24 protein-coding genes are annotated in these 25,468 nt (G+C 34.1%); 9 read left to right on the forward strand and 15 right to left on the reverse strand.

Features of this window, described 5'->3' with window-relative positions; translation table 11 throughout:
* The gene (gene chrA / locus EOJ36_RS00460; RefSeq protein ID WP_127802055.1) at positions 1–1,173 is read left to right on the forward strand and encodes a chromate efflux transporter; all 1,173 of its coding nucleotides are present in this window, start codon (positions 1–3) and stop codon (positions 1,171–1,173) included.
* On the opposite strand, the gene rfbA is transcribed toward chrA, so the two are convergent.
* Genes rfbA through galE form a run of 3 tightly spaced genes read right to left on the reverse strand, consistent with a single transcriptional unit; the run spans position 1,170 to position 4,107 of the window.
* Positions 1,170–2,030: a glucose-1-phosphate thymidylyltransferase RfbA gene (rfbA, locus tag EOJ36_RS00465; RefSeq protein WP_127802056.1), complete on the reverse strand. Its 861-nt coding sequence runs from the start codon at positions 2,028–2,030 to the stop codon at positions 1,170–1,172. The genes chrA and rfbA overlap by 4 nt on opposite strands.
* Before the next feature lie 5 nt (positions 2,031–2,035).
* Positions 2,036–3,091, reverse strand: a complete 1,056-nt coding sequence (rfbB, locus tag EOJ36_RS00470; protein ID WP_127802057.1) for a dTDP-glucose 4,6-dehydratase — start codon at positions 3,089–3,091, stop codon at positions 2,036–2,038.
* Positions 3,092–3,093: 2 nt separating this feature from the next.
* The gene (gene galE, locus EOJ36_RS00475) at positions 3,094–4,107 is read right to left on the reverse strand and encodes a UDP-glucose 4-epimerase GalE (RefSeq protein WP_127802058.1); all 1,014 of its coding nucleotides are present in this window, start codon (positions 4,105–4,107) and stop codon (positions 3,094–3,096) included.
* Between the two features lie 110 nt (positions 4,108–4,217).
* On the opposite strand from galE, the gene EOJ36_RS00480 reads away from it, so the two are divergent.
* Positions 4,218–5,048, forward strand: a complete 831-nt coding sequence (locus EOJ36_RS00480; RefSeq protein ID WP_127802059.1) for a transglutaminase-like domain-containing protein — start codon at positions 4,218–4,220, stop codon at positions 5,046–5,048.
* Between the two features lie 17 nt (positions 5,049–5,065).
* Here the strand turns inward: EOJ36_RS00480 and EOJ36_RS00485 are convergent, their stop codons facing one another.
* Positions 5,066–5,698: a 4'-phosphopantetheinyl transferase family protein gene (locus tag EOJ36_RS00485; protein WP_127802060.1), complete on the reverse strand. Its 633-nt coding sequence runs from the start codon at positions 5,696–5,698 to the stop codon at positions 5,066–5,068.
* A gap of 50 nt (positions 5,699–5,748) precedes the next feature.
* On the opposite strand from EOJ36_RS00485, the gene EOJ36_RS00490 reads away from it, so the two are divergent.
* The 6 genes from EOJ36_RS00490 (at position 5,749) to EOJ36_RS00515 (ending at position 12,988) form a co-directional block, all read left to right on the forward strand.
* Positions 5,749–6,648 carry a WD40 repeat domain-containing protein gene (locus tag EOJ36_RS00490; protein WP_127802061.1) on the forward strand — a complete coding sequence of 300 codons (900 nt, stop codon included), beginning with the start codon at positions 5,749–5,751 and terminating at the stop codon, positions 6,646–6,648.
* 18 nt (positions 6,649–6,666) lie between these two features.
* Positions 6,667–7,467: a DivIVA domain-containing protein gene (locus EOJ36_RS00495; RefSeq protein WP_127802062.1), complete on the forward strand. Its 801-nt coding sequence runs from the start codon at positions 6,667–6,669 to the stop codon at positions 7,465–7,467.
* A gap of 2 nt (positions 7,468–7,469) precedes the next feature.
* Entirely contained in the window at positions 7,470–7,826 is a 357-nt protein-coding gene (gene folB / locus EOJ36_RS00500; protein ID WP_127802063.1) for a dihydroneopterin aldolase, read from the forward strand.
* 41 nt (positions 7,827–7,867) lie between these two features.
* Positions 7,868–8,884 carry a LacI family DNA-binding transcriptional regulator gene (locus tag EOJ36_RS00505; protein WP_127802064.1) on the forward strand — a complete coding sequence of 339 codons (1,017 nt, stop codon included), beginning with the start codon at positions 7,868–7,870 and terminating at the stop codon, positions 8,882–8,884.
* 71 nt (positions 8,885–8,955) lie between these two features.
* On the forward strand, positions 8,956–11,523 hold the full coding sequence (gene gyrA, locus EOJ36_RS00510; RefSeq protein ID WP_127802065.1) for a DNA gyrase subunit A: 2,568 nt from the start codon (positions 8,956–8,958) through the stop codon (positions 11,521–11,523).
* Positions 11,524–11,569: 46 nt separating this feature from the next.
* A complete protein-coding gene (locus EOJ36_RS00515) occupies positions 11,570–12,988 on the forward strand; it encodes a tetratricopeptide repeat protein (RefSeq protein WP_127802066.1) in 1,419 nt (472 codons plus the stop codon).
* A 119-nt stretch (positions 12,989–13,107) separates the two neighbouring features.
* Here EOJ36_RS00515 and EOJ36_RS00520 read toward each other — a convergent pair whose 3' ends face one another.
* From EOJ36_RS00520 to EOJ36_RS00545, 6 genes are all read right to left on the reverse strand, one after another.
* Positions 13,108–14,472, reverse strand: a complete 1,365-nt coding sequence (locus tag EOJ36_RS00520) for a HAMP domain-containing sensor histidine kinase (RefSeq protein ID WP_127802067.1) — start codon at positions 14,470–14,472, stop codon at positions 13,108–13,110.
* The gene (locus tag EOJ36_RS00525) at positions 14,472–15,161 is read right to left on the reverse strand and encodes a response regulator transcription factor (protein WP_127802633.1); all 690 of its coding nucleotides are present in this window, start codon (positions 15,159–15,161) and stop codon (positions 14,472–14,474) included. The genes EOJ36_RS00520 and EOJ36_RS00525 overlap by 1 nt, the downstream gene beginning before the upstream one ends.
* 2 nt (positions 15,162–15,163) lie before the next feature.
* Entirely contained in the window at positions 15,164–15,634 is a 471-nt protein-coding gene (locus tag EOJ36_RS00530; RefSeq protein WP_127802068.1) for a pyrophosphohydrolase domain-containing protein, read from the reverse strand.
* 205 nt (positions 15,635–15,839) lie between these two features.
* Positions 15,840–16,385, reverse strand: a complete 546-nt coding sequence (locus tag EOJ36_RS00535) for a helix-turn-helix transcriptional regulator (RefSeq protein WP_127802069.1) — start codon at positions 16,383–16,385, stop codon at positions 15,840–15,842.
* 81 nt (positions 16,386–16,466) lie between these two features.
* On the reverse strand, positions 16,467–17,303 hold the full coding sequence (locus EOJ36_RS00540) for a CvfB family protein (RefSeq protein WP_127802070.1): 837 nt from the start codon (positions 17,301–17,303) through the stop codon (positions 16,467–16,469).
* Between the two features lie 54 nt (positions 17,304–17,357).
* A complete protein-coding gene (locus EOJ36_RS00545; protein WP_394342702.1) occupies positions 17,358–18,176 on the reverse strand; it encodes a 2,3,4,5-tetrahydropyridine-2,6-dicarboxylate N-succinyltransferase in 819 nt (272 codons plus the stop codon).
* Between the two features lie 659 nt (positions 18,177–18,835).
* On the opposite strand from EOJ36_RS00545, the gene gap reads away from it, so the two are divergent.
* Positions 18,836–19,828, forward strand: coding sequence for a type I glyceraldehyde-3-phosphate dehydrogenase (gene gap / locus EOJ36_RS00550; protein ID WP_127802071.1), 993 nt, complete (start codon positions 18,836–18,838; stop codon positions 19,826–19,828).
* Between the two features lie 51 nt (positions 19,829–19,879).
* On the opposite strand, the gene trmB is transcribed toward gap, so the two are convergent.
* The 5 genes from trmB to EOJ36_RS00575 are packed head-to-tail and all read right to left on the reverse strand — an operon-like array spanning position 19,880 to position 25,458.
* On the reverse strand, positions 19,880–20,539 hold the full coding sequence (gene trmB / locus EOJ36_RS00555) for a tRNA (guanosine(46)-N7)-methyltransferase TrmB (RefSeq protein WP_127802072.1): 660 nt from the start codon (positions 20,537–20,539) through the stop codon (positions 19,880–19,882).
* A gap of 1 nt (position 20,540) precedes the next feature.
* A complete protein-coding gene (locus tag EOJ36_RS00560) occupies positions 20,541–21,842 on the reverse strand; it encodes a bifunctional folylpolyglutamate synthase/dihydrofolate synthase (RefSeq protein ID WP_127802073.1) in 1,302 nt (433 codons plus the stop codon).
* Positions 21,843–21,847: 5 nt separating this feature from the next.
* Positions 21,848–22,750 carry a hypothetical protein gene (locus tag EOJ36_RS00565; RefSeq protein WP_127802074.1) on the reverse strand — a complete coding sequence of 301 codons (903 nt, stop codon included), beginning with the start codon at positions 22,748–22,750 and terminating at the stop codon, positions 21,848–21,850.
* Between the two features lie 3 nt (positions 22,751–22,753).
* Positions 22,754–23,755, reverse strand: coding sequence for an HU domain-containing protein (locus EOJ36_RS00570; protein ID WP_164847795.1), 1,002 nt, complete (start codon positions 23,753–23,755; stop codon positions 22,754–22,756).
* Positions 23,755–25,458 (reverse strand): TonB-dependent receptor, encoded by a 1,704-nt coding sequence (locus EOJ36_RS00575; protein ID WP_127802076.1) that lies wholly within the window; start codon positions 25,456–25,458, stop codon positions 23,755–23,757. The genes EOJ36_RS00570 and EOJ36_RS00575 overlap by 1 nt, the downstream gene beginning before the upstream one ends.
* Positions 25,459–25,468 lie beyond the last annotated feature (10 nt).

Here is a 25,468-nt window from a genome sequence, read left to right on the forward strand (position 1 = left end):
ATGAGCAAGCCAAAACAATTTGATTTTCTAATGGATGTCTTTGTTTTGGCTTGTACTTCATTTGGAGGCCCCCAAGTGCATCATGCACTATTCATCAAAAAGTTGGTCAACGAAAAACAGTATATTTCTGAAGAGGATTATCTCGAATTATTGGCACTTTGTTCCATTTTGCCCGGTCCAACTTCTACTCAAACCATCATTGCCATAGGATTTAAAAAAGGAGGACCATTATTGGCTTATTTGACCTTATTGACATGGATCACACCTGCAGTATTTATCATGACTTTGGCGGCCTATGGAATGACCTATTTGCAAAATAAATCAATTTTGGATTATGTTTTGCCTGTTGGAATTGGCTTAATCATTCAGGCAGGTTGGCAAATGGCCCAAAAGGTCATACAGGGCTGGTTGTATTATTTATTGATGTTTTTAACCCTTGTTATTGGGGTTTATTTTCAAAATCCATATATTTTTCCTTTAATGATTTTTATGGGGGGATTGGTCTCTTCGCTCAATTTTGACAGATTTCCTAAGCAAAATAAACACAAAATGATTATTCCATGGGCAAATTTTAATTTGTATTGGGGTTTTGGCATTGGTTTAGCCATTTTAGGTCATTTTACAGATTATTTTCCTATTCGTTTATTTGAGAATTTTTATCGAAATGGCAGTTTGGTTTTTGGAGGAGGGCAGGTTTTAGCCCCTGTTTTGTTTACCGAGTTTGTAGAGTTTAAACATTTAATTTCTTCCGAGGATTTCTTGACAGGAATGTCATTAAGCCAATCTTTACCAGGTCCAGTATTTGCCCTAACGTCTTATTTAGGGGTTTTGTTGATGAAAGATTATGGTTTGTTTGGTGAATTGATGGGAAGTATAATTGGGGCCTTGGGCATTTTTTTGCCTGGCACCTTTTTGATATTTTTTGTGATTCGAATTTGGGGGCAATTGAAGCAATATCGTTTTATAAGAGCATCTTTGGCAGGAATTCAAGCGGCAAGTGTTGGGTTGACCTTCGTTGCTGTTTATTTGTTCTTAGATCCAATTATTAAAAAAAGCGACTACATTTCCATCGGAATTGTAATCGCTTCGTTTTTAATTGCTCAATTTACCAAGTTGCCAACTATTTTAATGTTTGCCTTGGGTCTATTGATTGGAGTTGTTTTAAACGCCTAATTCAAAAGATTTAATAAGTATTTACCGTATCCGCTTTTTGTTAGAGGGACAGCAATTTTTCTCAATTGCTCGGCATCAATAAAACCCATACGGTAGGCCACTTCTTCAATACAGCCAATTTTCAAACCTTGACGTTCTTCAATTACCTGTACAAATTGTCCTGCCTGCATCAAAGAAGCAAAGGTGCCTGTATCTAACCAAGCTGTACCACGATTTAATATCCCTACAGAAAGTTTACCTTGTTCTAAATATACCTTGTTTACGTCAGTAATTTCATATTCTCCCCGAGCTGAAGGCGCTATGTTTTTGGCAATTTCAACTACGTTATTGTCGTAAAAATATAGGCCAGGTACTGCAAAATTTGATTTTGGATTCTGTGGCTTTTCTTCAATGGATAAAACTTTATTATTTGCATCAAATTCTACAACTCCATATCTTTCTGGGTCCTGAACTGAATAAGCAAAAACAACTCCACCTTCAGGGTCATTGTTTGCCTGTAATAATTTACTTAAACCAGCTCCGTAAAAAATGTTATCTCCTAGTATAAGTGCTACTTTATCTTTTCCAATGAAATTTTCTCCAATTACAAATGCTTGAGCAAGACCATTTGGTTGTTCTTGAACAGCATATTCAAATTTACATCCTAAACTTTCTCCTGTGCCCAATAATTTTTCAAAATGGGGTAAATCGTGTGGAGTAGAAATGATTAATATTTCACGGATTCCAGCCAGCATTAGGATGGAAAGTGGATAATAAATCATTGGTTTGTCGTAAACTGGCATTAATTGCTTGCTTACGGCTAAGGTTAATGGGTGTAAACGGGTTCCTGAACCTCCTGCTAAAATTATTCCTTTCATTTCAATTAGCGATTTTGATACATGTTTTGATAATAATTTTGGTAATTGCCAGAAGTAACTTCCTGCAACCACTTTTCGTTGGCCAAATACCAATCAACGGTCTTGTTTAAACCTTCTTCAAATTGAAGAGAAGGTTCCCAACCTAACTCGTTCATAATTTTGTGTGCATCAATAGCATAGCGCAAATCATGTCCTGCACGATCAGTAACATACGTAATTAATTTTCTCGAGTCACCTGCAGGGCGATTCAATTTTTGATCCATGATATCACATAATAAATGAACTAAATCAATGTTTTTCCATTCATTGAATCCACCTATGTTGTAGGTCTCACCATTTTTACCATTGTGATAAACTGTATCAATCGCACGTGCATGGTCAATCACAAATAACCAATCTCTTACGTTTTCTCCCTTTCCATAAACAGGAAGTGGTTTTTTCTGTATGATATTATTGATCATTAAAGGGATTAATTTTTCTGGGAAATGGTTGGGACCATAGTTATTCGAACAGTTAGTGATAACAACTGGTAAACCATATGTTTCATGGAAAGCTCGTACAAAATGGTCTGAACTTGCTTTAGATGCAGAATAAGGCGACCGCGGATCATATGGAGTAGTTTCTGTAAAGAAATCTTCCGGATTATGTAGTTCTCCGTATACTTCATCCGTTGAAATATGATAAAATCTTTTCCCTTCAAAATTACCAGCCCAGTGTTTTTTTGCAGCTTGTAATAAGTTTACTGTGCCAATTACATTCGTTTTAACAAAGGCTAATGGATCAGTGATTGAGCGATCAACATGCGATTCTGCAGCTAAATGTAGAACCCCATCAAATTGATGTTCCGCAAATAATTGATCTATATGTTCAGCATCGGTAATATCTGCTTTTAAAAAAGTATAATTTGAGGCATTGGCTACATCTTCATTGTTGGCAAGATTACCTGCGTAGGTTAAGGCATCTAAATTGAAAATGTGGTAAGCTGGGTATTTGTTTACAAATAATCTTACAACATGTGAGCCAATAAAGCCTGCACCACCCGTGATTAGAATTTTTTTCATATTTATTTAGTAATATTTTTTTGCCAAGTCCAAGCATCCTTCAAGGCTTCCTCCAAACTTTTATTTGCTTTCCAATTCAGGTTTTTCTCTGATTTACTTGTATCGGCATATACCGCTGTAATATCTCCCTCCCGGCGAGGTTTTATTTCATATTTAACTTTTATATTGTTTGCTTTTTCAAAAGCTAAAATTACTTCCAATACGGATGAACCCTTTCCAGTGCCTATATTAAAAACATCATAAAAAGAGTTTTCTGTTTGTTTGGCTGCATATTCTAAGGCCTTGGTATGAGCAGCTGCCAAATCAACTACATGTATATAATCGCGTATAGCTGAGCCATCTGGGGTAGGATAATCTGTACCAAATACTTGTAAGGGACCTCTTAATCCTGCCACTGATTGAGTTAAAAATGGAATTAAATTAGCAGGAACTCCTAAGGGCAATTCCCCAATTAATCCACTTGAATGAGCTCCAATGGGATTAAAGTAACGCAAGGCTATTGCTTTAAGACCCTTGTTTGATTTTACTGTATCAGCAATTATCTCTTCACAGATTTGTTTAGTGTTTCCATAAGGGGAGACAGCTTGTTGAATTGGAGAATTTTCAGTAACTGGAAGTTCCTTTGGTTCACCATAAACAGTACAAGAGGAAGAAAAAACGAAGTTTTTAATTCCAAATTCTTCCATTTTCTTCAATAAAAGAATTGTACTGTAAAGATTGTTTTCGTAGTATTTTAAAGGATTTGCTACAGATTCGCCAACGGCTTTATCTGCTGCAAAATGAATTACACCTTCTATTTTATTTTCAGAAAAAAGTTGATTCAACAGGTTGGCGTCTTTTACATCTCCTGTATAAAATTTAACCTCCTGACCAGTAATGGTTTGCAAGTGGTTGATTACATCTTTGTTTGAATTGGAAAAATTATCCAAAATGATGGGTTTGTATCCATTTTCAATCAAATTTACATAGGTATGAGAACCAATAAATCCAGCACCACCGGTAATTAAAACTTCCATTGATATTTTTAATCTACAAATTTACTTCAAATTTAACTTTTAAAAAATTTAATCCATATTAATACGTATAATAAACATAATTTAGGATTATTTTTGTGAAAAAATTGCGCATGAATCCTAATTTAAAGGCAATGATTCAATTATTGGATGATTCCGATGAGGAAGTTGTTCAGCATATAGAGGATCAAATTCGTTTGCAGGGAGTTGAATTGATTCCACACTTGGAAAAAGAGTGGGAGTCGTCTGGATTAAATCCTGTTTTGCAACAAAAAATTGAAGGTTTGATTCATGAATTGCAATTTGAATTGATGAAGAATCGATTGCAAAACTGGAAAGAGACAGGAGGGATGGATCTTGTGGAGGGAATGTGGATTGTAGCCACCTATCGGTATCCCGACTTAAGTTTAGCAGAAATAAAAGAAACCTTAGATCAATTATATTACGAAGTTTGGCCGCATATTCGGGAAAATTTACATCCCATTGACCAAATTAAAGTATTGAATTCTGTATTTTTTGATCAATTAAAATTTGGTGCCAATACAAAAAACTTTCATGCTATTAACAATTCGTTTATCAATGTTGTATTGGAAAATAGAAAAGGAAATCCCATTTCTTTGTGCGTAATTTATTTATATATCGCCCAAAAATTAGGTTTTCAGGTATTTGGAGTCAATTTGCCCAATTTATTTGTGTTGACTTATAAACATGAAGCCATTCAATTTTACATTAATGTGTTTAATAGAGGTTTGATTTTCAATACGGTGGATATTGATAATTATTTGGCTCAATTGAATTTACCCCAGAATGAATCTTATTACCAGCCTTGTAGTCCAATAGAAATCGTTCGACGAGTATTTAGAAATCTCACCATGGCATACGAAAAAGCGGGTGAATTGGAAAGGAAGGAAGAAGTTGAGCAGTTGATACGAGTGCTTGATTAAGTGAAAAGTAAATAAATTCAATTCAATTGTGGAATAGCCACAGACACAGCAAACAGGTCATTTTGAAAGGTAAAAATTTCGTAAACCGTTTGGGTATCTGTTTCTTTTACTACCACCTGAAACCTATCATCTGAATCTTTAATTTCAATCCCTTCTTTAAAAGAAAGTCCCTTCTTTTCATGTGCTTTGTAAACGGCTTCTTTTATACTCCAAGCTAGTATTTGTGATTTTTGGTCAGGAAAAATTTCTAATTCTTTTTCGCTTAAAAATTTACGAATTATTTTTTGAGTAGGTCGATGATTTAATTCAATATCAATTCCTACAGTACTTTTTTGCGAAATTACCAATGCAGCATGTGTTTGGGCATGGCTGATGGAAAAAAAAGGACCCGCTGACAATTCAGGTTTTCCGATGGCTGAATTTTTAAGAGGGGATGGACTAATTTTTTTCTTTTTCAGATAATTAATTAATAATAAACGACCGGCAAGTGATTCAATTTGTTTATTATTATTGGATTTACTCTCCAAAATGGGTTTTACCCAGTCGGTTGGCAGCTGTTTTATAAAAAAATCTAAATTTTCTTCATATTCCCAAATTGAAACATCTATTTCTGATGGTATATCTTTGAAATTTAGGGGATATTCAGGCATTTTTATTTTTTAAGAAATAAAATTAAGGAATTTGTAAGTAATTTTGGAGTATGCAAGTGGAAAAAATTGATACCTTTTCAGGTCATAGAGGGGCGGTTTATACCTTAGAAAAAGGAGAGGAGAAAGAAATCTTTTTTTCTGGCGGGGCAGATGGTATGTTGGTGCAATGGAATTTAGGCAAACCAGATGTAGGGAAGGGAATCGCCCAAATGGGAGGAGCTATTTTTGATCTCAAATATGTTTCCCAAACAAAGGAAATGTGGATTTCTGTGCACCAAAAGGGTATTTACGTCATAAATTTAAATTCATTTTCTACTGTTTTCTTTTTTCCACAAACCGATCATTCCACCTATGCAATGGAACTTGTTGGCGAGTGTATTTGGGTTAGTAATTCGATTGGAGAAGTATTGGTTTTTGATATTTTTGATAAAAAAATTAAATCAAAAATTCAGGTCGGACATAAAAGTATTCGCAAAATTATTCAGTGGAATAATAAGTTTATTTTTTTCGGGTCTTCTGATGGACATATTCGAATCCTTAATAACCAATTTCAATTGATTTTTGATGAAAAATGTCATGAAAAAACCTGTTTTTCTTTAGCTATTGATAAAAATGGTGAATTTTTAGTTTCTATTGGGAAAGATGCTCAAGTGAAAAAGTGGAAGGTTGAATCGGGACAATTAACCCTACTTGAAGAATTAGTAGGTCATATTTATGGGATTCATGATGTGACATTGAATGCAAATTCCTCCTTGTTTGCTACAGCTAGTATGGATAAAACTGTAAAAATTTGGGATTTAAATGAATTTAAATTAGTAAAAGTAATTGATTCTATGCGTCATGGTGGGCATAAAAATGCAGTCAATAAATTGTATTGGTCTGATTATCAGGATTTTTTGGTTTCAGCATCCGATGATAAAAATATTTCAGTGTGGAACTTAAATTCCTAAAATTCCTTAAATTGCAGTATGAATTATACGTTTGAATTGCCAGAGGCAAATTTTTCCAAATCATTTAGGGGTTTTTCCGTTAAGGAGGTTGAAGAGTTTTTTCAAAATTCCTTAGAAGTGATGAATCAGGCAAACGAATTTATTGCCGAGCTTTCTGGGAAAATTACTTCTTTGGAAAAGGAAATTAATAGACTTCAGGAAGCTGAAATGGCTTTATTTAAGGCCTTAAATTCTGCAGAGGAGGCCAAAGAAGAGATGAAGTTAAAGTTGAAAGTTGAAAGTGAAAAGTTAATTGAACAAGCAAAAGAAGAGGCTCAGAAAATTGTTCTTTCAGCAAAGGAAGAAGCGGAGAAGTTAAAAATGGTTGCTAGCCAGGAAAATCAAGAGCAAAAAGATAAACTAAAGCAGGATTTAGTAGAGCAAGAGAGAGAATTAAATCAATTAAGAGAAGCCCAAAAATTAATAGTAAAACAGCTTTCTGAGATATCTAAAGCAACTTTGGAGCGAGTGAGTACTTGGGAAGGAAGTGGAGAGTTGACTGGGGAAAGTGAAAAGTTGAAAGTTGAAAGTGGAAAGTTGAAAGTTGAAAGTGGAAAGTTGAAAGTGGAAAGGGTGGGTAGTAAAGTAAGCAAAGTGGGCAAAGTGAGCAAAGTAGTAGGTAAAGGGAATGATGGGGGTAAAGTAAGCAAGAAAGTTGTTAAAAGTGAAAAGTTAAAAGTTGAAAGTGATGGGGATGCTGGCCTGCCCACCTTAGGTAAGGTTTTGGAGGCGTACGCAAAGTCGAATGCTCCCAAGGGTAATATTGCAGACATTAGCTAAAGATGACCTCTGAATTACACATTTCTTTGAAAGGTTTGAAATTTTGGGCATTTCATGGCTTATATGAGGAGGAAAAGATACTGGGAAATTGGTTTTTTGTTGATTTAGAAGTTGAAATCAAATCAGAAACTATATCAAATATTTCTCAAACAGTTGATTATGGACAATTATTTGAAATAATTAAAAATGAAATGTCAATTCCATGTGAATTGTTAGAAACTTTGTCTGAAAAAATATTACAAAAAATAATTCAATTTGATTCCATAAAACGTGTTGAAATTTCCATTCAAAAACAAAGACCTAATGTTGGGATCATACAAGGAAATAGTGCAATAAAAGGTATAAGGTATAAGGTATAAGGTATAAAGTGGCATCCCTTGTGGATGCCAATTTTGAAAATATGCGTCATCAGGTAACAATAAAGGATTTAGCAAAGCAATTGAATATATCAGTTGCGACGGTTTCTCGTGCCTTGCGTGACCTACCTGATATTCACCCAGATACGAAAAAAGCTGTTTTAGAATTAGCTGCTGAATTGGATTATCAGCCCAATGTTTTAGCAACAAGTTTGGTGAAATCTAAAACTAAAACCTTGGGATTAGTCGTACCTGATTTGGGCTACCATTTTTTTTCTACAATTACAAAACACATTGAAGAAGCGGCCATAAAAGCAGGTTATTCTTTATTGATTACCCAAACCCAAGAATCATACGAGCGAGAAATAGTCAATATTCAAAATCTGCTTAGATCGCAAGTAGAAGGAATTATCATTTCTTTGTCAAGGGAAACAAAAAACTTTGATCATTTGATTCGCTTGCAAAAAAGAGGTATGCCTTTGGTTTTTTTTGACCGAAATTCAGAAGATATTTTGGCAAGTAAGGTTATGGTTGATAATGAAGTGTCTGCCTATGAAGCTGCTAAACATTTAATTGACAACGGTTGTAAGCGTATCGCGTTTGTTGCAGGACCTAGCAACGTTTCGGTAAGCAATCAGCGAATTGAAGGCTATAAAAGAGCTTTACGTGCCCACCAAATGAAGGTCGATGATAAATTGATTATTCATTCGGATTATTATGCTGATACAGCTACTCGACTAACCTTAGAACTAATGGGTGTTAAAAATCCACCCGATGGTATTGTAGTAGTTTCAGATCGTTTAGCCTTAGGTGTTTTGGTAGCCTTAAAACAATTAAAATTAAAAATTCCTGAACAAGTGAAGATTGTTAGTTTTAACAATGAACCAATTTGTTCTGTAGTTTCTCCAAGTATTTCATCGGTTGCTCAGCCCTTAGAAACGATTGGGAAATTGGCAACAGAATTGTTAATCGAACAAATTGAAAGTAAAACAGAATTTGAGCCTCAAATTCGAGTTCTTAAGACCGAATTGGTCATTCGTGAGTCCTCCAAAAGAGACTAAAATTAATTCAAATTTTCTTGGAAAAATTGACAAAAATCTTGATATTTGTTAGATAGTCCAAAAACTAATTTATGTCTTTGAATACCAGTATTATCCCCATTAACATAGAAGATGAAATGAGGGGAGCTTACATCGATTATTCGATGTCAGTTATAGTTTCTCGTGCCTTACCAGATGTTCGTGATGGCCTTAAGCCAGTACACCGTAGAGTGTTGTACGGAATGGAAGAGTTAGGGGTAAGTTATAATAAATCTTATAAGAAATCTGCCCGTATCGTCGGAGAGGTGCTTGGTAAGTATCACCCACATGGAGATTCCTCTGTTTATGATACAATGGTGCGTATGGCCCAAGATTGGTCTTTGCGTTATCCATTAGTTGATGGGCAAGGAAACTTTGGATCTGTCGATGGTGACTCGCCAGCAGCGATGCGTTATACAGAGGCTCGTTTAAAGCGTTTGGCAGATGAATTGTTGTCTGATTTGAATAAAGAAACAGTTGATTTTCAGCCAAATTTTGACGATTCTTTAGAAGAACCAACTGTATTGCCTTCCAAATTGCCTAATTTATTGTTGAACGGAACTTCCGGTATTGCAGTAGGTATGGCAACCAACATGGCACCTCATAATTTAACTGAGGTAGTTGATGGAATTACAGCCTATATCGATAATCGTGATATTACCATTCCGGAATTGATGCAATACATCAAAGCTCCTGATTTCCCTACAGGTGGTACAATTTACGGTATTCAAGGAATCAAAAATGCATTTGAGTCGGGTAGAGGCCGTGTGGTAATTCGTGGTAATGCGACTTTTGATACCAATAAAAATGGAAAAGAGCAGATCATCGTATCAGAAATTCCATATATGGTCAACAAAGCCTCATTGATTAAGCAATGTGCGGATTTGGTAAATGACAAAAAAATTGAAGGTATTTCAGAGATTCGCGACGAGTCGGATCGTCAGGGTATGCGTATCGTTTTTGATTTAAAGCGTGATGCAGTACCAAATGTAGTATTAAATAACTTATACAAACATTCTGCTTTACAATCATCTTTCTCTGTAAATAATGTAGCCTTAGTGAAGGGTCGTCCGATGACTTTGAACCTAAAGGATATGATTCATTATTTTGTGGAGCATAGGAATGAAGTTGTAGTAAGGAGAACTCAATTTGATTTACGCGAGGCACGTAAGCGTGCGCATATTTTAGAAGGATTTATTATTGCATTAGATAATTTGGATGCAGTAATTAAGTTAATTCGTGAATCAAGAGATCCAAATGCTGCGCAGGAAGGATTGATGAGCAAATTCAATTTGTCGGAAATTCAAGCAAAAGCTATTCTGGAAATGCGTTTACAGCGTTTAACAGGACTTGAAAGAGATAAAATTGTTAACGAATATGCTGAAATCATGAAGTTAATTGATGATTTGGAAGACATTTTGGCAAAACCAGAGCGTCAATTACAAATCATTAAAGATGAATTAACCGAAATGAAACAGCGTTATGGTGATGAGAGAAGAACTCAAATCAACTTAACTGATGAAGAATTCTCGGTGGAAGATATGATTGCTGACGAGGAAATGTTAATTACTATTTCCGCTCAAGGATATATCAAACGTACTGCAATTACAGAATATCGTGCACAAAGTAGAGGAGGGGTTGGTTCTCGTGCTGTAGCTACAAAGGATGATGATTATACAGAACATTTATTTACAGCTACCATGCACAATTGGTTGTTGTTCTTCACTGAAAAAGGAAAATGTTTCTGGTTACGTGTTTATGCAGTTCCTGAAGGATCAAAAACTTCAAAAGGAAGACCAATTCAGAATTTGATGAATATTGAGTCGGGCGACAGTATTCGTGCAGTAATCAACGTAAAATCAATTACAGATCCGGATTACATCGACAATAACTTTATTGTAATGTGTACAGAAGACGGTACGATTAAGAAAACTTCTTTGGAAGCTTATTCTCGTCCACGTCAAAACGGAATTATTGCTATTACCATTAGAGAAGGAGATAGGTTGTTAGATGTTGCATTGACCAATGGAAATAATCAAATAGTTATCGCAACAAATACAGGTCGTTCGGTACGTTTCGAAGAGCACAGAGTTCGTCCAATGGGTCGTTCTGCTGCTGGTGTGAAAGGTATTTGGATCGATGAAGATATTGCTACTGAGAAGGTAATTGGAATGGTTTGTGTAGAGAATCCTGAGGTTCAACAATTATTGGTAGTTTCTGAAAAAGGATTTGGTAAGCGATCTGAAGTAGAAGATTACCGTTTGACCAATCGTGGAGGAAAAGGAGTTAAAGCCTTGAATATCACGGAAAAAACGGGTTCTTTAGTAGCTATTAAAGAAGTTACAGACAACAACGACTTAATGATAATCACCAAAGCAGGTATTTTGATCCGTACAAGTGTTGCAGAATTGCGCGTTATGGGTAGAAATACGCAAGGAGTGAAGTTGATTCGTTTGAAGAATGAATCTGATGAAATATCTTCAGTAACAAAGATTGACAAAGAACCAGAGGTAGAAGGTGATGAAATAGAAGGAGTGGTTTCTGATGAAAACAATGTAAATAACAATCCAGAAAATACCTCACCTGAAAGTTCAGTAGAAGAAACAACAGGAGAGGAGTAATTAGTAGTTTTGCCCTAAAGGCACATCATTAAATTTCTAAACAAAAATGAAAAAATTAGTATTAACAATCGTTTCAGTTGCCTGTTTTGCAAATTTGGCAACGGCACAAGTTGACAAAGCTGCGTTGGAAGCTCGCAAAAAGGAATTATCGGAAGGCTTAAAAAAGGCAGAAGCAGAGGTAAAAGGTGCACCAACAAAACCTAAAAGTCATTTAAATTACGCAATTGCTCTTTTAGATGTAGCTTCTTACCCTGATTCAACCTTAGCAGGATTAGATATCGAAGCGCCATTCAAGGCATTAGACGCAATTTCAGAACTTAATAAATTAGATGCAAAAGGCTCATTAAAAAAGGATGTTGCAAAATTGTATGATGAAAAGAAAGTTTATCAAGCATTTATGAACATTGGGGTATTAAAATACCAAGGAAAAGACTATAAAACTTCCTTCCGTTTTATGTCAAAAGCTTCAGAAGTTTCTCCAAAAGATACTATTGCAGCGATGTACACAGGAGTTGTAGCTCAATTATCGAACAACGACAAAGCAGCTGGAGATGCTTATGAGAAATATGTTGATTTAGGAGGTAAAGATATGGCTATCTTATATGGTTTATCACAAATCTATAAAAATGCTAAAAACGAGGAAAAAGCTTTAGCAGTTATTGATAAAGGAATTTCATTATATCCTGATAACAAGGATTTAAGAAATGAAAAGTTTAATTTATTAATTTCATTCAATCGTATTGATCAAGCAATTGAAACTTTAGAAAAGCAACCAAATAAGGATGCTGCAACCTATTCAAATTTAGGATTGTTGTTTGAAAACAAAATGTCTGGCTTCAAAGATCAGGCAAATAAGATTGCTGAAAAAAGCTCTAAAATAGGGGAGTTTCAAAAAAGAATTGATTCTCAAAAAGGTCAAATTGATGCTTTTACAGACGAGGTTAAGCGTTTAAAGAACAAATTAAAGACTACACCTCCAAAGCAAAAAGCTTCTATTCAGCAGCAAATTACCTTGAATGAGGCAGATATTAAGGAGAAAACCAAAATTTTAGAAGGTTATGTGGCTGATAAAGCTAATGCTGAAAAAACTGTAGGAGATCCTGCCGCTAATGCTGCTCAATTAGCAGAATTACAAGTTAAGATTAAAGAAATTCGTGAAAAAGTACCCGCTTATTATGAGAATGCCTTAAAATTAGATCCAACTTATTACGATGCATTGTATCAATTAGGTGCTTTAAATTACAATGATGCGGCTGAAATTAAGCGTGTAGTAAACTCCATGGATATGGAAACCTTTAAAAAAGAAGGAAAATCTTACGAGGATAAAATTGCTGCTAAATACAAAGAAGCTTTACCTTACTTCGAAAAAGCTTTTGAAGTTAAGAAGGACGAAGATTTGAAAGAAATTATGAAACAAATCTATCGTGAGATTAAGGATGAAGCTAAATTGCAAAAATTAAATTAATCCTATTTAAAGTGAGTTCGAAGGGGCTCACTTTAAAATAGACATTTCTATTTAACATAATATAAATTATATAACAAACAATCATTAACCATTAACCATTAACCATTAATCATTAACCATTAACAATTAAATATAACCGTAAAATTTGTCCAAGCATTGGGTTCTGATTGAACCTGAATGATTCCGTTGTGGATTTGAATGATTCGTTCAACGAGTGACAATCCGATGCCATAGCCTTTGGATGCAGCGGTATTTTCAGATCTGAAAAATGGTTGAAAAATATATGGTATATCTGAAGCAGGAATTCCTTTTCCTTCGTTTTTAATCTCAATTTTTAACTGTTGGTTTTCAATGGTTAAACACACATAAGCGACTTTATTGGGACTAAATTTGCAGGCATTTTCCATTAAATTTTTAAATGCTGTAAACAAAAGTTTGTCATCAGAACGAATTTCCAGTAATTCTTCATTCTCAGGCAATTCTTTTAAGTCCATGTGGACTTTATACCCTTCGTGCAGTTTTTGTGTCATACTGCGTGCATCCCACAGTATTTCGTCAATTCTATGCACTTGGAAACCTAATTGGTAATCACTAATAGAAATTTTATTCAGTTCTAGTAAAGATTCTGTGATGGCCGAAAGTTCCTGTGTATCTTCTAATACAGATGAAATTGTCGATTTATAATCTTCGTTTCCGCGTTCTTTTAATAAACTAACCTCTAACTGGGATGATATTTTGGTTAAAGGATTTTTGAGCTCATGTGAAACGTTAGAAATGAATGTTTTCTGCAATTTAAAGGCATTTTCAATGCGTTCTAACAGGCGATTGATTGTGGTGACCATTTTACTAATTTCATCCTGAGAATCAATGGGTTCAAGTCGTTGTTCCAATCTTTTGGGTGATAATTGGTCTACTTGTTTGATTACCTCAGAAATTGGATTCACTGCCCTACCCGCAAAAAACCATCCGGAAATGATTACAATGAATATAAATAAGAGAAATAAGGCAATTAAAATGTTTTTTAAATCGCGCGCGTTTTCTGCTGAATATTGATCGACCGCCCCTGCAAAAACCACTATCCTGCCCTCTGGAGTGGCAAAAACCGTACCTAAAACTTCTAAATCCCCCGTGTGATAGGTGATTTCTTTCTTTTTTCGGACCTCCTTTACCCTTTCTACATCTATATGAAAGGAAATACTGTCGTTGGATCGATAAATTCGCTCGTTACAGGTATCGTATGCTATGATGTTTTCACGATAAAGAATATCTCTATTAGCGCGGTCTATAATGCGTAAAAGCTTGGAATCGACCTGTTTAACATTAATTAATAATTCAGCAGCAGTATTTGCCTTTTGGCGGAGTCGATCGTAAAATTTATCTTGGTAATTTTGTTGAGAAAACAGATAGATAATAAGGTACGAAACGAAAAGAATCGCAGATACTAAATAGGTAAACTGATAGGTTAAACGTGATCTAATTTGCATTATTCTCGTAAAATATAACCAATTCCAAATTGTGTGTGAATCAATTTTTTATCAAAGTTTTTATCAATTTTTTTGCGAAGGTAATTCACATATACCTCTATCAAATTGAAACTTTGTTCATCCTCAATTTCCCAAATTTTTTCAGCAATTTCTGCCTTTGAAATTACCTTACCTTGGTTTTTTAGGAAATATTCTAATAATTGAAATTCTTTTGCGGTTAAATTGATCAATTGTCCACCTCTATGTACTAGATGTGATTTTACATTCATTTCAATATCAGCAAATTTCAATAAATGTAAATTAGTTGCTTCAAAATTACTTGTTTGAATGCCTGAACGTTTTAAAAGTGCCTTAACTCGCGCAAGAAATTCTTTGAAATCGAAGGGTTTTGAAAGGTAATCATCTGCTCCTGCGTCAAATCCTGTGATTTTATCCTCGGTTGAATTTAGAGCAGTTAGCATTAATATGGGCGTTTCATTGCCCATTTTTCGTAATTGTCGACAAAGTTCCAAGCCATTCATTCCTGGCATGATGAGGTCAGTAACAATTAATTGATAGGAATTTTGACTTGCTAATTGAAGTCCCATTTCACCATCGTAGGCAATATCTACGGTGAAATTTGACTCTTCAAGACCTTTTTTTAGGCTTTGAATTGTTTTGGGTTCGTCTTCAATAAGTAAAATTTGCACCATTATTTATGTAAAATTTCATTCAATTGTGCGGGAGAATAGGCAATCGATTTGAGAACCTTATTGTCCTCTATTCGATAAACCTTATAAACTCCATTTTCTTCAATTATTTCAGCTAAAGTTCCGTCTTTTTGCAGGTAAAATTCCACTGTTTGTTCTGCTTCTTCAAGGGTTTGACAGGCTTTCGACATATTGGAACGTTGCACTTCGTTGAATAGTTCTACGAATTTTTTCCCCATTCCAAACTCTAAAACTGCTCCTGATAATACATATTGAAGGTCGCATAAAGCATCTGCAATTTCTACAATGTCTTTATCTTCAATTGCTTGTTTTAACTCATCAAGTTCTTCTTGAAGAAGCTTTACACGCAATTTACAACGTTCTAAATCGGGTATTGTTGGGTTATCTAAGATAGGCGCTCCAAATGTCTGATGAAATGCCGCAACTTGATTTAATGCATCTAATTTTTCCATGCTTAATGTTTACTTATCTTATAAATTTAAGAAAAAATATGGGATTAATTTTGTCCACAAATTAGAAGTTTTCCACATTTTTTTGTGGATAACTTGTGTACAAATGCCATTTTACGCACAATTGTGGAAAACCTGTTAAAAATAGTGGAGAAATATGGGATTTGGAAATACAAATGTGCACAAGTGTGGAAAACCTGTGGATAACTTAGGTATTTGGTTTACTTTCTGAAAATGTACCGTCAGTATAGAAAATGACCACTCGCTCAATATGCTTCCCAACATGTGAGCCATAAACATGATTCACAATAGAAGGTTTTGAAATAGCAGGTGGTTCACTGATGGCAACGGGTTTTTCCTCCAATTTTTCGATAGGCCTGAGAATCTCCTGTACAGGGGAAGACTCCACAAATAATTTTTCATTCGATTCTGAAGGCTTTACAATATGTTCTTCAAAAAGTCCTTCTAAGGGGAGTGGACTACTAGGTTTATTAGTTTGTGCAGGTATGCTTGTTGTTTTTTTGAATTCCTGATCTTTTAAATAAATAAGACTGCGGTCTTCATACAATAATTCCTCTGCAGAGATATCTGGAAATGTTTTTAAAATCTTCTGTACAACATCTAGACTAGGCTTGTTACGTCCTGAAACAATATGTGAAATACTACTTCTTGGTATATTAATTAGATCAGCAAATTGTGATCCTGACATTTGTGTACGCTTAATTAACAATTCTATCTTCTCTGTTAAAGTCATATTACTTTTGTAATTATATAATTTTTACAAATGTATTTAAAATGTAGCACCCAAGCAAACACAATTGTAACAAATAAATAATTACAATTGTGTTATTTGGTAGTCTGAAATATGAACCTTTTTACTTTTGTATAAAGCGCCAATTGCCTTTTTAAAATCCTTTTTTGACATCTTTAATTGATTGTAAATGTCTTCTGGATTACTTTTGTCACCTAAGCTTATTACTCCATTATTCTCATTCAATAAGGCTTCCACTTGATTTGTTAACATTTGGAAACGATCATCTAGTTGGTACTTCATTGATAAATCAATTTTGTTGTCAGCGCGAATGTTACTTATGTAAACATCGGTATAATCCCCCAATTTTACATTTGTTATCAATTGATTTTTGAATAGTAGACCTATTTTACAATTGTCAACTAAACAATTGATTCCTAAATCTGTGTATTCAAAAGGAAGAGCCTCAACTTTTTCACCAATGCTAAATTCACGAGTTTCACGAGGAAGGAATTTTTCAATTCTGGCTGATGCGACAATTCTATCGGTTTGTGGATCCAAGTAAACATACACCAAATAAGATTTCCCAACAACCATTTTTCCTTTTTGTTCCCCAAATGGAACCAAAAGGTCTTTTGGTAGTCCCCACTCTAAGAATACTCCCTTAGGAGAAACATCCTTAACCTCTAAAAAGGCAAATTGATTGATGCTTATTTTGGGAATTAATGTTGTCGCAATGATTCGATCCTCAGAATCACGGTAAATAAATACCTTAATGACATCATCAATTTGGGTACCTTCTTTTACATATTGCTTTGGTAAAAGAATTTCATCTTCATATCCATCTAAATATAAACCAAAATCTACTTCTTTTACTACTCGCAGGTGATTGTATTCACCAATTTTTAATTCATTTTCCATAAAAAAACCCGGCTGTTAAAACCGGGTATAAAGGTAGTCATTTTAAATGGTCAATTAAACCACAACATTGTTTTCTCTTAAAGCTTGATTTAAAGAAGTTTTTAAATCGGTACTTTCTTTTCTCTTACCAATAATTAAGGCACATGGTACACCATATGTACCAGCTGCAAAAGTTTTTTGAATAGAGCCGGGAATAACAACGGAATTAGCAGGGACAAATCCAATATATTCTATAGGTTCTGGACCACTTACATCAATAATTTTAGATGAACCTGTAATGGTTACTCCTGCACCTAAAACAGCTCCTTTCCCAATATGTGCCCCTTCAACAACAATACATCTTGAACCAATAAATGCCCCATCTTCAACGATTACGGGTGCAGCTTGAGGTGGTTCTAATACTCCACCGATACCAACTCCACCACTTAAGTGAACGTTTTTACCAATTTGTGCACAAGATCCAACGGTTGCCCAGGTATCTACCATAGTTCCCTCATCCACATACGCACCAATATTTACATAGGAAGGCATTAAGATTGTGCCTTTCGATAAATAGGCACCATATCGAGCAACTGCTGGTGGCACTACGCGAACTCCTAATTCTTTGTAGTTTGTTTTTAGGGCCATTTTATCGTGAAATTCAAAGATTCCTACTTCACTCACTTCCATTTGTCGGATAGGGAAGTACATCACAATTGCTTTTTTCACCCATTCGTTGACCTGCCAGCTACCGTCGGCTTTCGGCTCTGCTGTACGTAGTTGTCCTTTGTCAACTTGCTCAACAACTGCTTCAATAGCTTCAATTACTTCTTTATTTTTTCTTGAATCTGGATTTTCCCAGGCATTTTCAATGGTTTGCTGTAAGCTCAACATAATTTTTATTCAAATTTTCGTTATTCCTACAAAGTTCGTTCAAATATCCTTAATGCGCAATTGCATTATCGTAAATAATTACATTTAATCGAAAATTTGGAAATAATTAGCAGATTTTGAAATTAATTTTAACTTCAACTTTAATAAGTTAACTTATTGATTATCAGTTTACTTATAATCTACTTCAGAATAATATTCTGCATTAGTATGCCATATAATTTAGCATGGAAAACAAGTGACAGTTTGTCATAATCGGAAACCGCTCAAGAACCTCTACCCTTTTGCTTATATAAATATACAAAATTTTTGAATAAAAAACGTATTCAATGTAAGAAATATTTTTAATTAGTTTTTTTGCTAAATGAATTACAATTGGAATTAGTGAGCCAGGGAGCCAGTGAGCAAGTAAGCAAGTGAGCAAGTAAGTAAGCAAGCAAGTAACATACTCGCCTACTCTGCTCACTAACTAACTCACTCTGCTCCCTGGCTCACTCTGCTCCCTGGCTCACTCTGCTCCCTGGCTCACTCTGCTCCCTGGCTCACTCTGCTCCCTGGCTCACTCTGCTCCCTGGCTCACTCTGCTCCCTGGCTCACTTTTTTTTTAGAAAAAAAATGCCTATATTTGAGCTAAATAAAAGAAATCAAATTTATATTACCCGATGAAAAAAATTAAAGTAGCAATTAATGGTTTTGGTCGTATTGGACGTTTGTCTTTCCGTCGTTTGTTGGAAAAAGAAAACGTAGAAGTTGTTGCCATCAACGACTTAACGGACAATGCCACATTAGCGCATTTATTGAAGTATGATTCCGTTCACGGAAAATTTAATGGGACAGTTTCTTCTGATGCAGAAAGTTTAACTGTTAATGGTAAAGTTATCAAAGCATTTGCTGAGCGTGATCCCAAGCAATTACCATGGGGAGCTTTAGGAATTGATGTTGTATTAGAATCTACTGGTCGTTTCGTAGACGAAGAAGGTGCTGGTCAACATTTAACTGCTGGTGCAAAGAAAGTAATTATCTCTGCTCCTGCTAAAGGTGGTGTTCCAACTGTAGTTCTAGGTGTTAACGAAGATACATTAACTGCAGATATGACAATGATTTCAAATGCATCTTGTACGACTAACTGTTTAGCTCCTATGGCTAAAGTTTTAGATGATGCATTCGGTATCGAAAAAGGATATATGTCAACTATCCACTCTTATACAGCTGATCAGAATTTACAAGACGCTCCACACTCTGACTTACGTCGTGCTCGTGCTGCTGCTTATTCAATCGTTCCAACCTCAACTGGAGCTGCAAAGGCTGTTGGATTAGTATTACCTCATTTAAAAGGTTTATTAGACGGTAGCTCATTACGTGTTCCTACTCCAGATGGATCAGTAACTGAATTTACTGCAATTTTAAAGAAAGAAGTTTCTGCTGAGGAAATCAACGCTGCAATGAAAAAAGCTGCTGAAGGTCCAATGAAAGGAATTTTACAATACGAAACAGATGAAATCGTTTCTATCGATATCATCGGAAATACTCACTCTTGTATTTTTGACTCAAAGTTAACAGCTACTATGGGAACTTTAGTTAAAGTTACTGGATGGTATGACAACGAATACGGTTATTCATCTCGTGCAGCAGATTTAATCTCTCGCGTAGGATAATATATTCCAAATTCATTAAAAAAGGCTCCCCATAATTTTGAGGAGCCTTTTTTATTTTATATTAACCGCTCGTAAATACTTGATGCTAAATCCTTTGTTGTAAAACATTTCTTCAAATCGGGTCTTGATTCCAAAATGATCTTTGTTTAAATCTGATTGATATAAATCAAATGTTTGCTCGATCAATTGAAATCCATTAGAAGGCAAACTTTCTAAACTGTATTCAAATAAAGAATCCGAATCTGTTTTTAGGTGAACCAATCCCTTAGGTTTTAATATAACCTTATATCTTTCTAAAAAGTACGGAAATGTTAATCTCTTTTTTTCATCTCTATCCCGTGGCCTAGGATCTGGAAACGTAATCCAAATTTCATCGACCTCATTTTCATCAAAAAAATCCAAAATAAATTGAATTTGCATTCTTAGGAATACAACATTCTTTAAATCCAATTTATTTGCCAGAACTCCGGCAGAAGCAAGGCGATCACCTTTTACATCAATTCCAATAAAATTCTTTTGTGGAAATTCCTGCGCCAAACCAATGGAATACTCCCCTTTTCCACAACCCAATTCTAAAACAATGGGATTATCATTTTTGAAATAGTCACTTTTCCACTTTCCTTTGCAATGATCAAAAAAATCTTTAGGTCGCTGAATTACGTTTTCTAGCTCCGTTGCTAATTGATACTTTACTGATTTTCTTCTACTCAATTTATAATTCGTTTATTTCTGCAATTAAATAGGTACTTCCTATCACTAAAACTAAGGGAAATTCATTAGCCTCTTCTCTTACCTGAAGTAAAGCTTCATTTACATTTTTACATGTTTTTCCCAATAGTCCCCTTTTTTTTGCCAATTCATCTAATTCCTCCACCGGCAATTTTCTTGGATTATTAATTTCAGTGAAAATATAATCAGCTTCTTTTGGTAAAATCTGAAGCACCTTATTAACATCCTTGTCTTTCACCATGCCAATGATTATTCGTAATCGTTGAGAATCGCTTATTTCAACTTGCTCTAAGACTTGACTGATTCCAGCCTCATTATGGGCGGTATCTACAATGATTTTTGGATTTACATCTTGTAAAATCTGAAATCTACCTTTTAAATTGGTATTGATCTGTACATTTTGAATACCTTTTTTAAGGGCTGCCAAGGGTATTTTCAAAATAGTTAATTTTGAAAGCTGACTACATAAAGCAATAATTCCTTGAATATTTTTCTGTTGATATAGTCCTAATAACGCTGAATAAACAGCAAAATCTCCATAAAATTGTGATTTTACATCATATTTTTGAAATCCTTTATAATCATTTTCACTTATTGAAACGAAACAATCCTCCTCAGAAAATTGGAAAGGTGCTCCTAAATTTTTTGCCTTTAGAATAAAAATATCTTTGGTTTCCGACTTGTATTCTGATATAGTTACGGGAATTTTATTTTTAATAATACCGGCTTTTTCGGAAGCGATTTCTTGTAAAGTGTTTCCTAAAACGTCTTGGTGATCGAAACTGATATTTGTTATAAGAGATGCTAAAGGCCGAATGATGTTAGTAGAATCTAAACGACCCCCTAAACCCGTTTCGATAATGGCAATATCTACTTTTTCTTCTTTAAAATATAAAAATGCAAACAATACGGTCCATTCAAAAAATGAAGCATTAGAATTTAGAATAAAATCTTTGTGTTTTATGACAAATTGGGTGATCCAATCTTCAGGAATTTCAATTCCATCAATTTTAAATCGTTCAGTAAAATTTTTTAGGTGCGGAGAAGTGTAAAGTCCTACTTTATAACCTGCTTCTTGTAAAATAGAAGCCATGAAATGACTTGAACTCCCCTTTCCATTAGTACCCGCTATGTGAATACATTTCAGATTCTCCTGCGGATTTCCAAAGGCTTCACATAAACTTATAATATTTTCTAAGCCTGGTTTTAATGCCTTTTTTCCCTCTCTGTGAAATACAGGAAGTTGTTGGTACAAGAAGTCAAGGACTTCTGAATAAGACTGCATAAAACTTATTTAGAATTAATTTTAAATAAGATGGTTCCTGTTGAAACTTCTGGACGGACACCAGCTGAGGTTGGTCTAAAGCTTAATTTTTCAATTGCCTTTTTGTATTTTTGAGCTACGGTTGCAGATAGTGTTGTCTCGATAATTTTTAAAGAAATAATCGAACCATTTTCATCAATTTTAATTGAAAAACGAATAATACCTGTTTCGTCGGAATCATCATTTACCTGAGGTCTTGAGGCTAAGGCCCAACCCGTTAAATTAACAGACATTCCGTTACCCCCACCAACACCACTATTACTTCCACTTCCAGCACCCTTTTGACCTTTATAAATAGCAGAATTGTTTATATCACCATTCAATTGTCCTTTATCGCCAAGTTTACCAACATCAGTTCCATTTGAATTGCCCCCTATATTTTGACTTGTTCCTTTGGTTCCATTGGTGGTTTTCTTTTTAAAAAGGGCATTCTCATCAATTTTAGGAGGAGCTTCTACCGGAATAATTTCTTTTTTTACATTTTTTACAGTTTCAACCTTTTTCGCCACTGGTTTATCTTCCAATTTAACGGGACTTTTAACTTTGGATGTCAATAAACTTGCTTCACTTGGCTTTTCCTTAATTGTCTTAACTTCATTTTTAGGGGGAATTTCTGCTGGTGCAGATTCTTCCTTGTTTTGAGATTCATTTACTTGATTGTATGACTGGATTTCGCCACCTCCGATTTCAGAATTGCCATAATTTACTTCAAATCCACCAGCGGGGATTTCCATTTTTAATTCTTCTCCAGACCAAATTTTTATAGTAAAGAATAAGAAAAATAAAAGTCCATTTATTACTAGGGTAATAACAAACGCTTTAATTCTATTTCTTTTCTCTTCTTCTTTTTGTGCTATTACTTGATTCATTTTCTATTTTTTTTCAAAAACCCAAATGTCTAATTTATTATTTTTTTTAATTGAATCGGCCTTTTCATACCCCTCTTCCATTGAGGCAGCTACACCTATACTGATTCTATAATATTTATCAGTTTCATTTTTTTGGACTAGGTAAGCACCATCAATACCTTTACTTTTTAATTCTTCAATTCCTTGATTTGCTTTTTTCTCTGTTAAAAAACTACCAGCTATTAATTCAATTTTTGATTGAACTACTTTAACATTTTCTTCCTTAATAGGTGACTCTGGTTTAGCCTCCACTTGCACTAGGTTTTCTTTTGGCACATTAGTGGGGCTGGCTTGATTCGTATTTTGTTTTCCTAAATCAAATTTTGGAATTGGACTCAAACTAGATTCATATTGATTAACATTTGGTTCAGTTAAAACAAAAGTACTGACAGCTGCAATAAAAAAGAATAATATTAAATAAACATACGTTTTAGTTGATTCTTTTTTTACAGAAATTTTTGGTAAAACAGTCTCTGGTTTTGAAATTTCTAGAATAGGATTTACTATTTCTGGTCGAACTAATTTGGGTTGTGAAGGTAAATTAATTATAGTAGAAACTGCTGGTAATCCATACATCGATGGATTGAAATTGTGATTTTTCGATGGAACAAACAAAATGCTTTTCTCATCATTTAATGTAAAATATCCAATTTCTCCGAAGAAAAGTGTTTCATTTTGGGATAATTGCTTTTTCCAATCTTGAGTTACCTTCTCTAATTCTTGTTTTACTTTTTTGGGTGATAAATTAAACTTATTGGAAATCTCCGAAACTAAAAAACCATCATCGGTTTTTAATTTCTCATTGAAGGCAATCCATCTCTTTTTAGGTTCAATTTTTTTTGAACTTTCTTCGAAATGGAATTCCATTGAATTTACTACAAATCCACCAAATTGAGGAATGATAACACAATCATTCTCAAAAAGAAGATCTTCTATTAAGGAAATTATGTTAGTTTGTGTTAGCATTAATTAAATGAATGAGATAATCCTACTGTATAATTTATTCCTTGTACTCTATAATTTAAATATTTTTGATATTGTTTATCTAAGATATTGTTAATACTCACACTGGCATTGAATTTTTTCGAAATCAAATAATTGACCTTTAAATTTAAATCAATTATATCATTCAATTTTACTTCTTTATTGGTTGCCGGATTAAAGCCATACAATCCATTCATGTAATAAATATCAGGAGATATTATGATACGATCCTTAAATGTTATGGAATTATTAAATGAAATATTTAATAAAGGCTTTGCATAGGGTCTTGCCAAGTCTCCAATATTTAAGTATTCATTGTATTCTAATCTTAATATGGACAATAATCGTTCATTCAATTGAAAATTAACCTGTCCAGACACATTATAATTTTGTACTTTCTTAGTACCACCTACATAAACCATTTTGTATTTGGATGTATCTGCAGCTGTTGGAATGAAAAATCCTAAATTAGCAAATTCTGAATAATTGAATTTGATTTCGTAATCTATATTCTTTTCATTAGAACCTTTGAAACCTGCAAATAAATTGGTGGTTTCTTGTGGATTCATCAATTCCAAATTTTTATCTAACCAAGGGTTTTGATTAATGTTTTGTAAATATGAATAAAAGTGGGTGTCTCCTCCTAATCCTGCAAACAAATGTAAAAATTGAGTTGCTTTAACATCCAATTTTACTACAGGGTACCATTGTGTGGTAATACTACCTTTTAATTTATCTTTTTCGTTTACCACATTGATACCAGCATGTACAGAAACTTTGTTTGTCTTATAAAAAAATGAAGGCTTGATTTTGTATAATTGTCTTCTATTGTTTTCAGTAGTCGTATATTCAGATAAAATCATTTGGACATCAATATAGGATGAAAGCTCATCATTGATTTTCATAATTCCATTAAATTTTGAATCCCAAATCCATTCCTTATCTAAATTAGAACTGGATGTGAAATTTAAACTTGAGGTAGCCAAATAATCAAATTTTGAATCAAGTTTAGAATTTGCAATGGACCCAGAGTATAAAAATTTATCATAGGACACCTCTAAAAAATTATTCGGATAATTAATTGGCTCAAACATTCTTCCATAATAATTGTTTACAGAATTATTATATGAAATTTGTCCATTCAAAATATATTTTGAAGTATACGTTTTGCTGTATAATTTAATTTCATTTTCACTCCTACCAGAATAAACGGAATTTGTTGGTCCTCTTCTATTGGCATCGTGGTAAACATAAATTCCTCTAAATTGATTGGAATCTGGAGTAAAACCTAAATGTGCATTGAAATAAGTATGTGCATAATTTCCAATGCCAAATTTTAACATGTTTTTGTATTTGCCACCAAATTCGGAGGAAATGTCCTCCCCGCTTCTTGGACTTATAACTTGACTTGTAACTGTAGGTAATGAATTATCATCTAATTTACGTTCAGTAAAGTCGTATTTCATTTTTCTCCCTTTTCTTTTGTTTTCAATTTCTTGCAAAGGGTCAAATGTTCTTGAAATTTGCGGTTGCAATTCAATTTTTCTCTCTTTATCAATGACAATATCCTCATTTTGGATCGAACCTTCTTTTTTGGTTTGTTGTCCAAAAGCAAAATTGCTTAGCATGAAACTCAAACCGAAAATTGAAATGCTTAATAGGCTATTTTTAAAATATTTGATCATGTTCGTTCTG

Origin of the sequence: Sandaracinomonas limnophila, assembly GCF_004005965.1 — a bacterium.
GTDB classification, from domain to species: Bacteria; Bacteroidota; Bacteroidia; order Cytophagales; family Spirosomataceae; genus Sandaracinomonas; species Sandaracinomonas limnophila.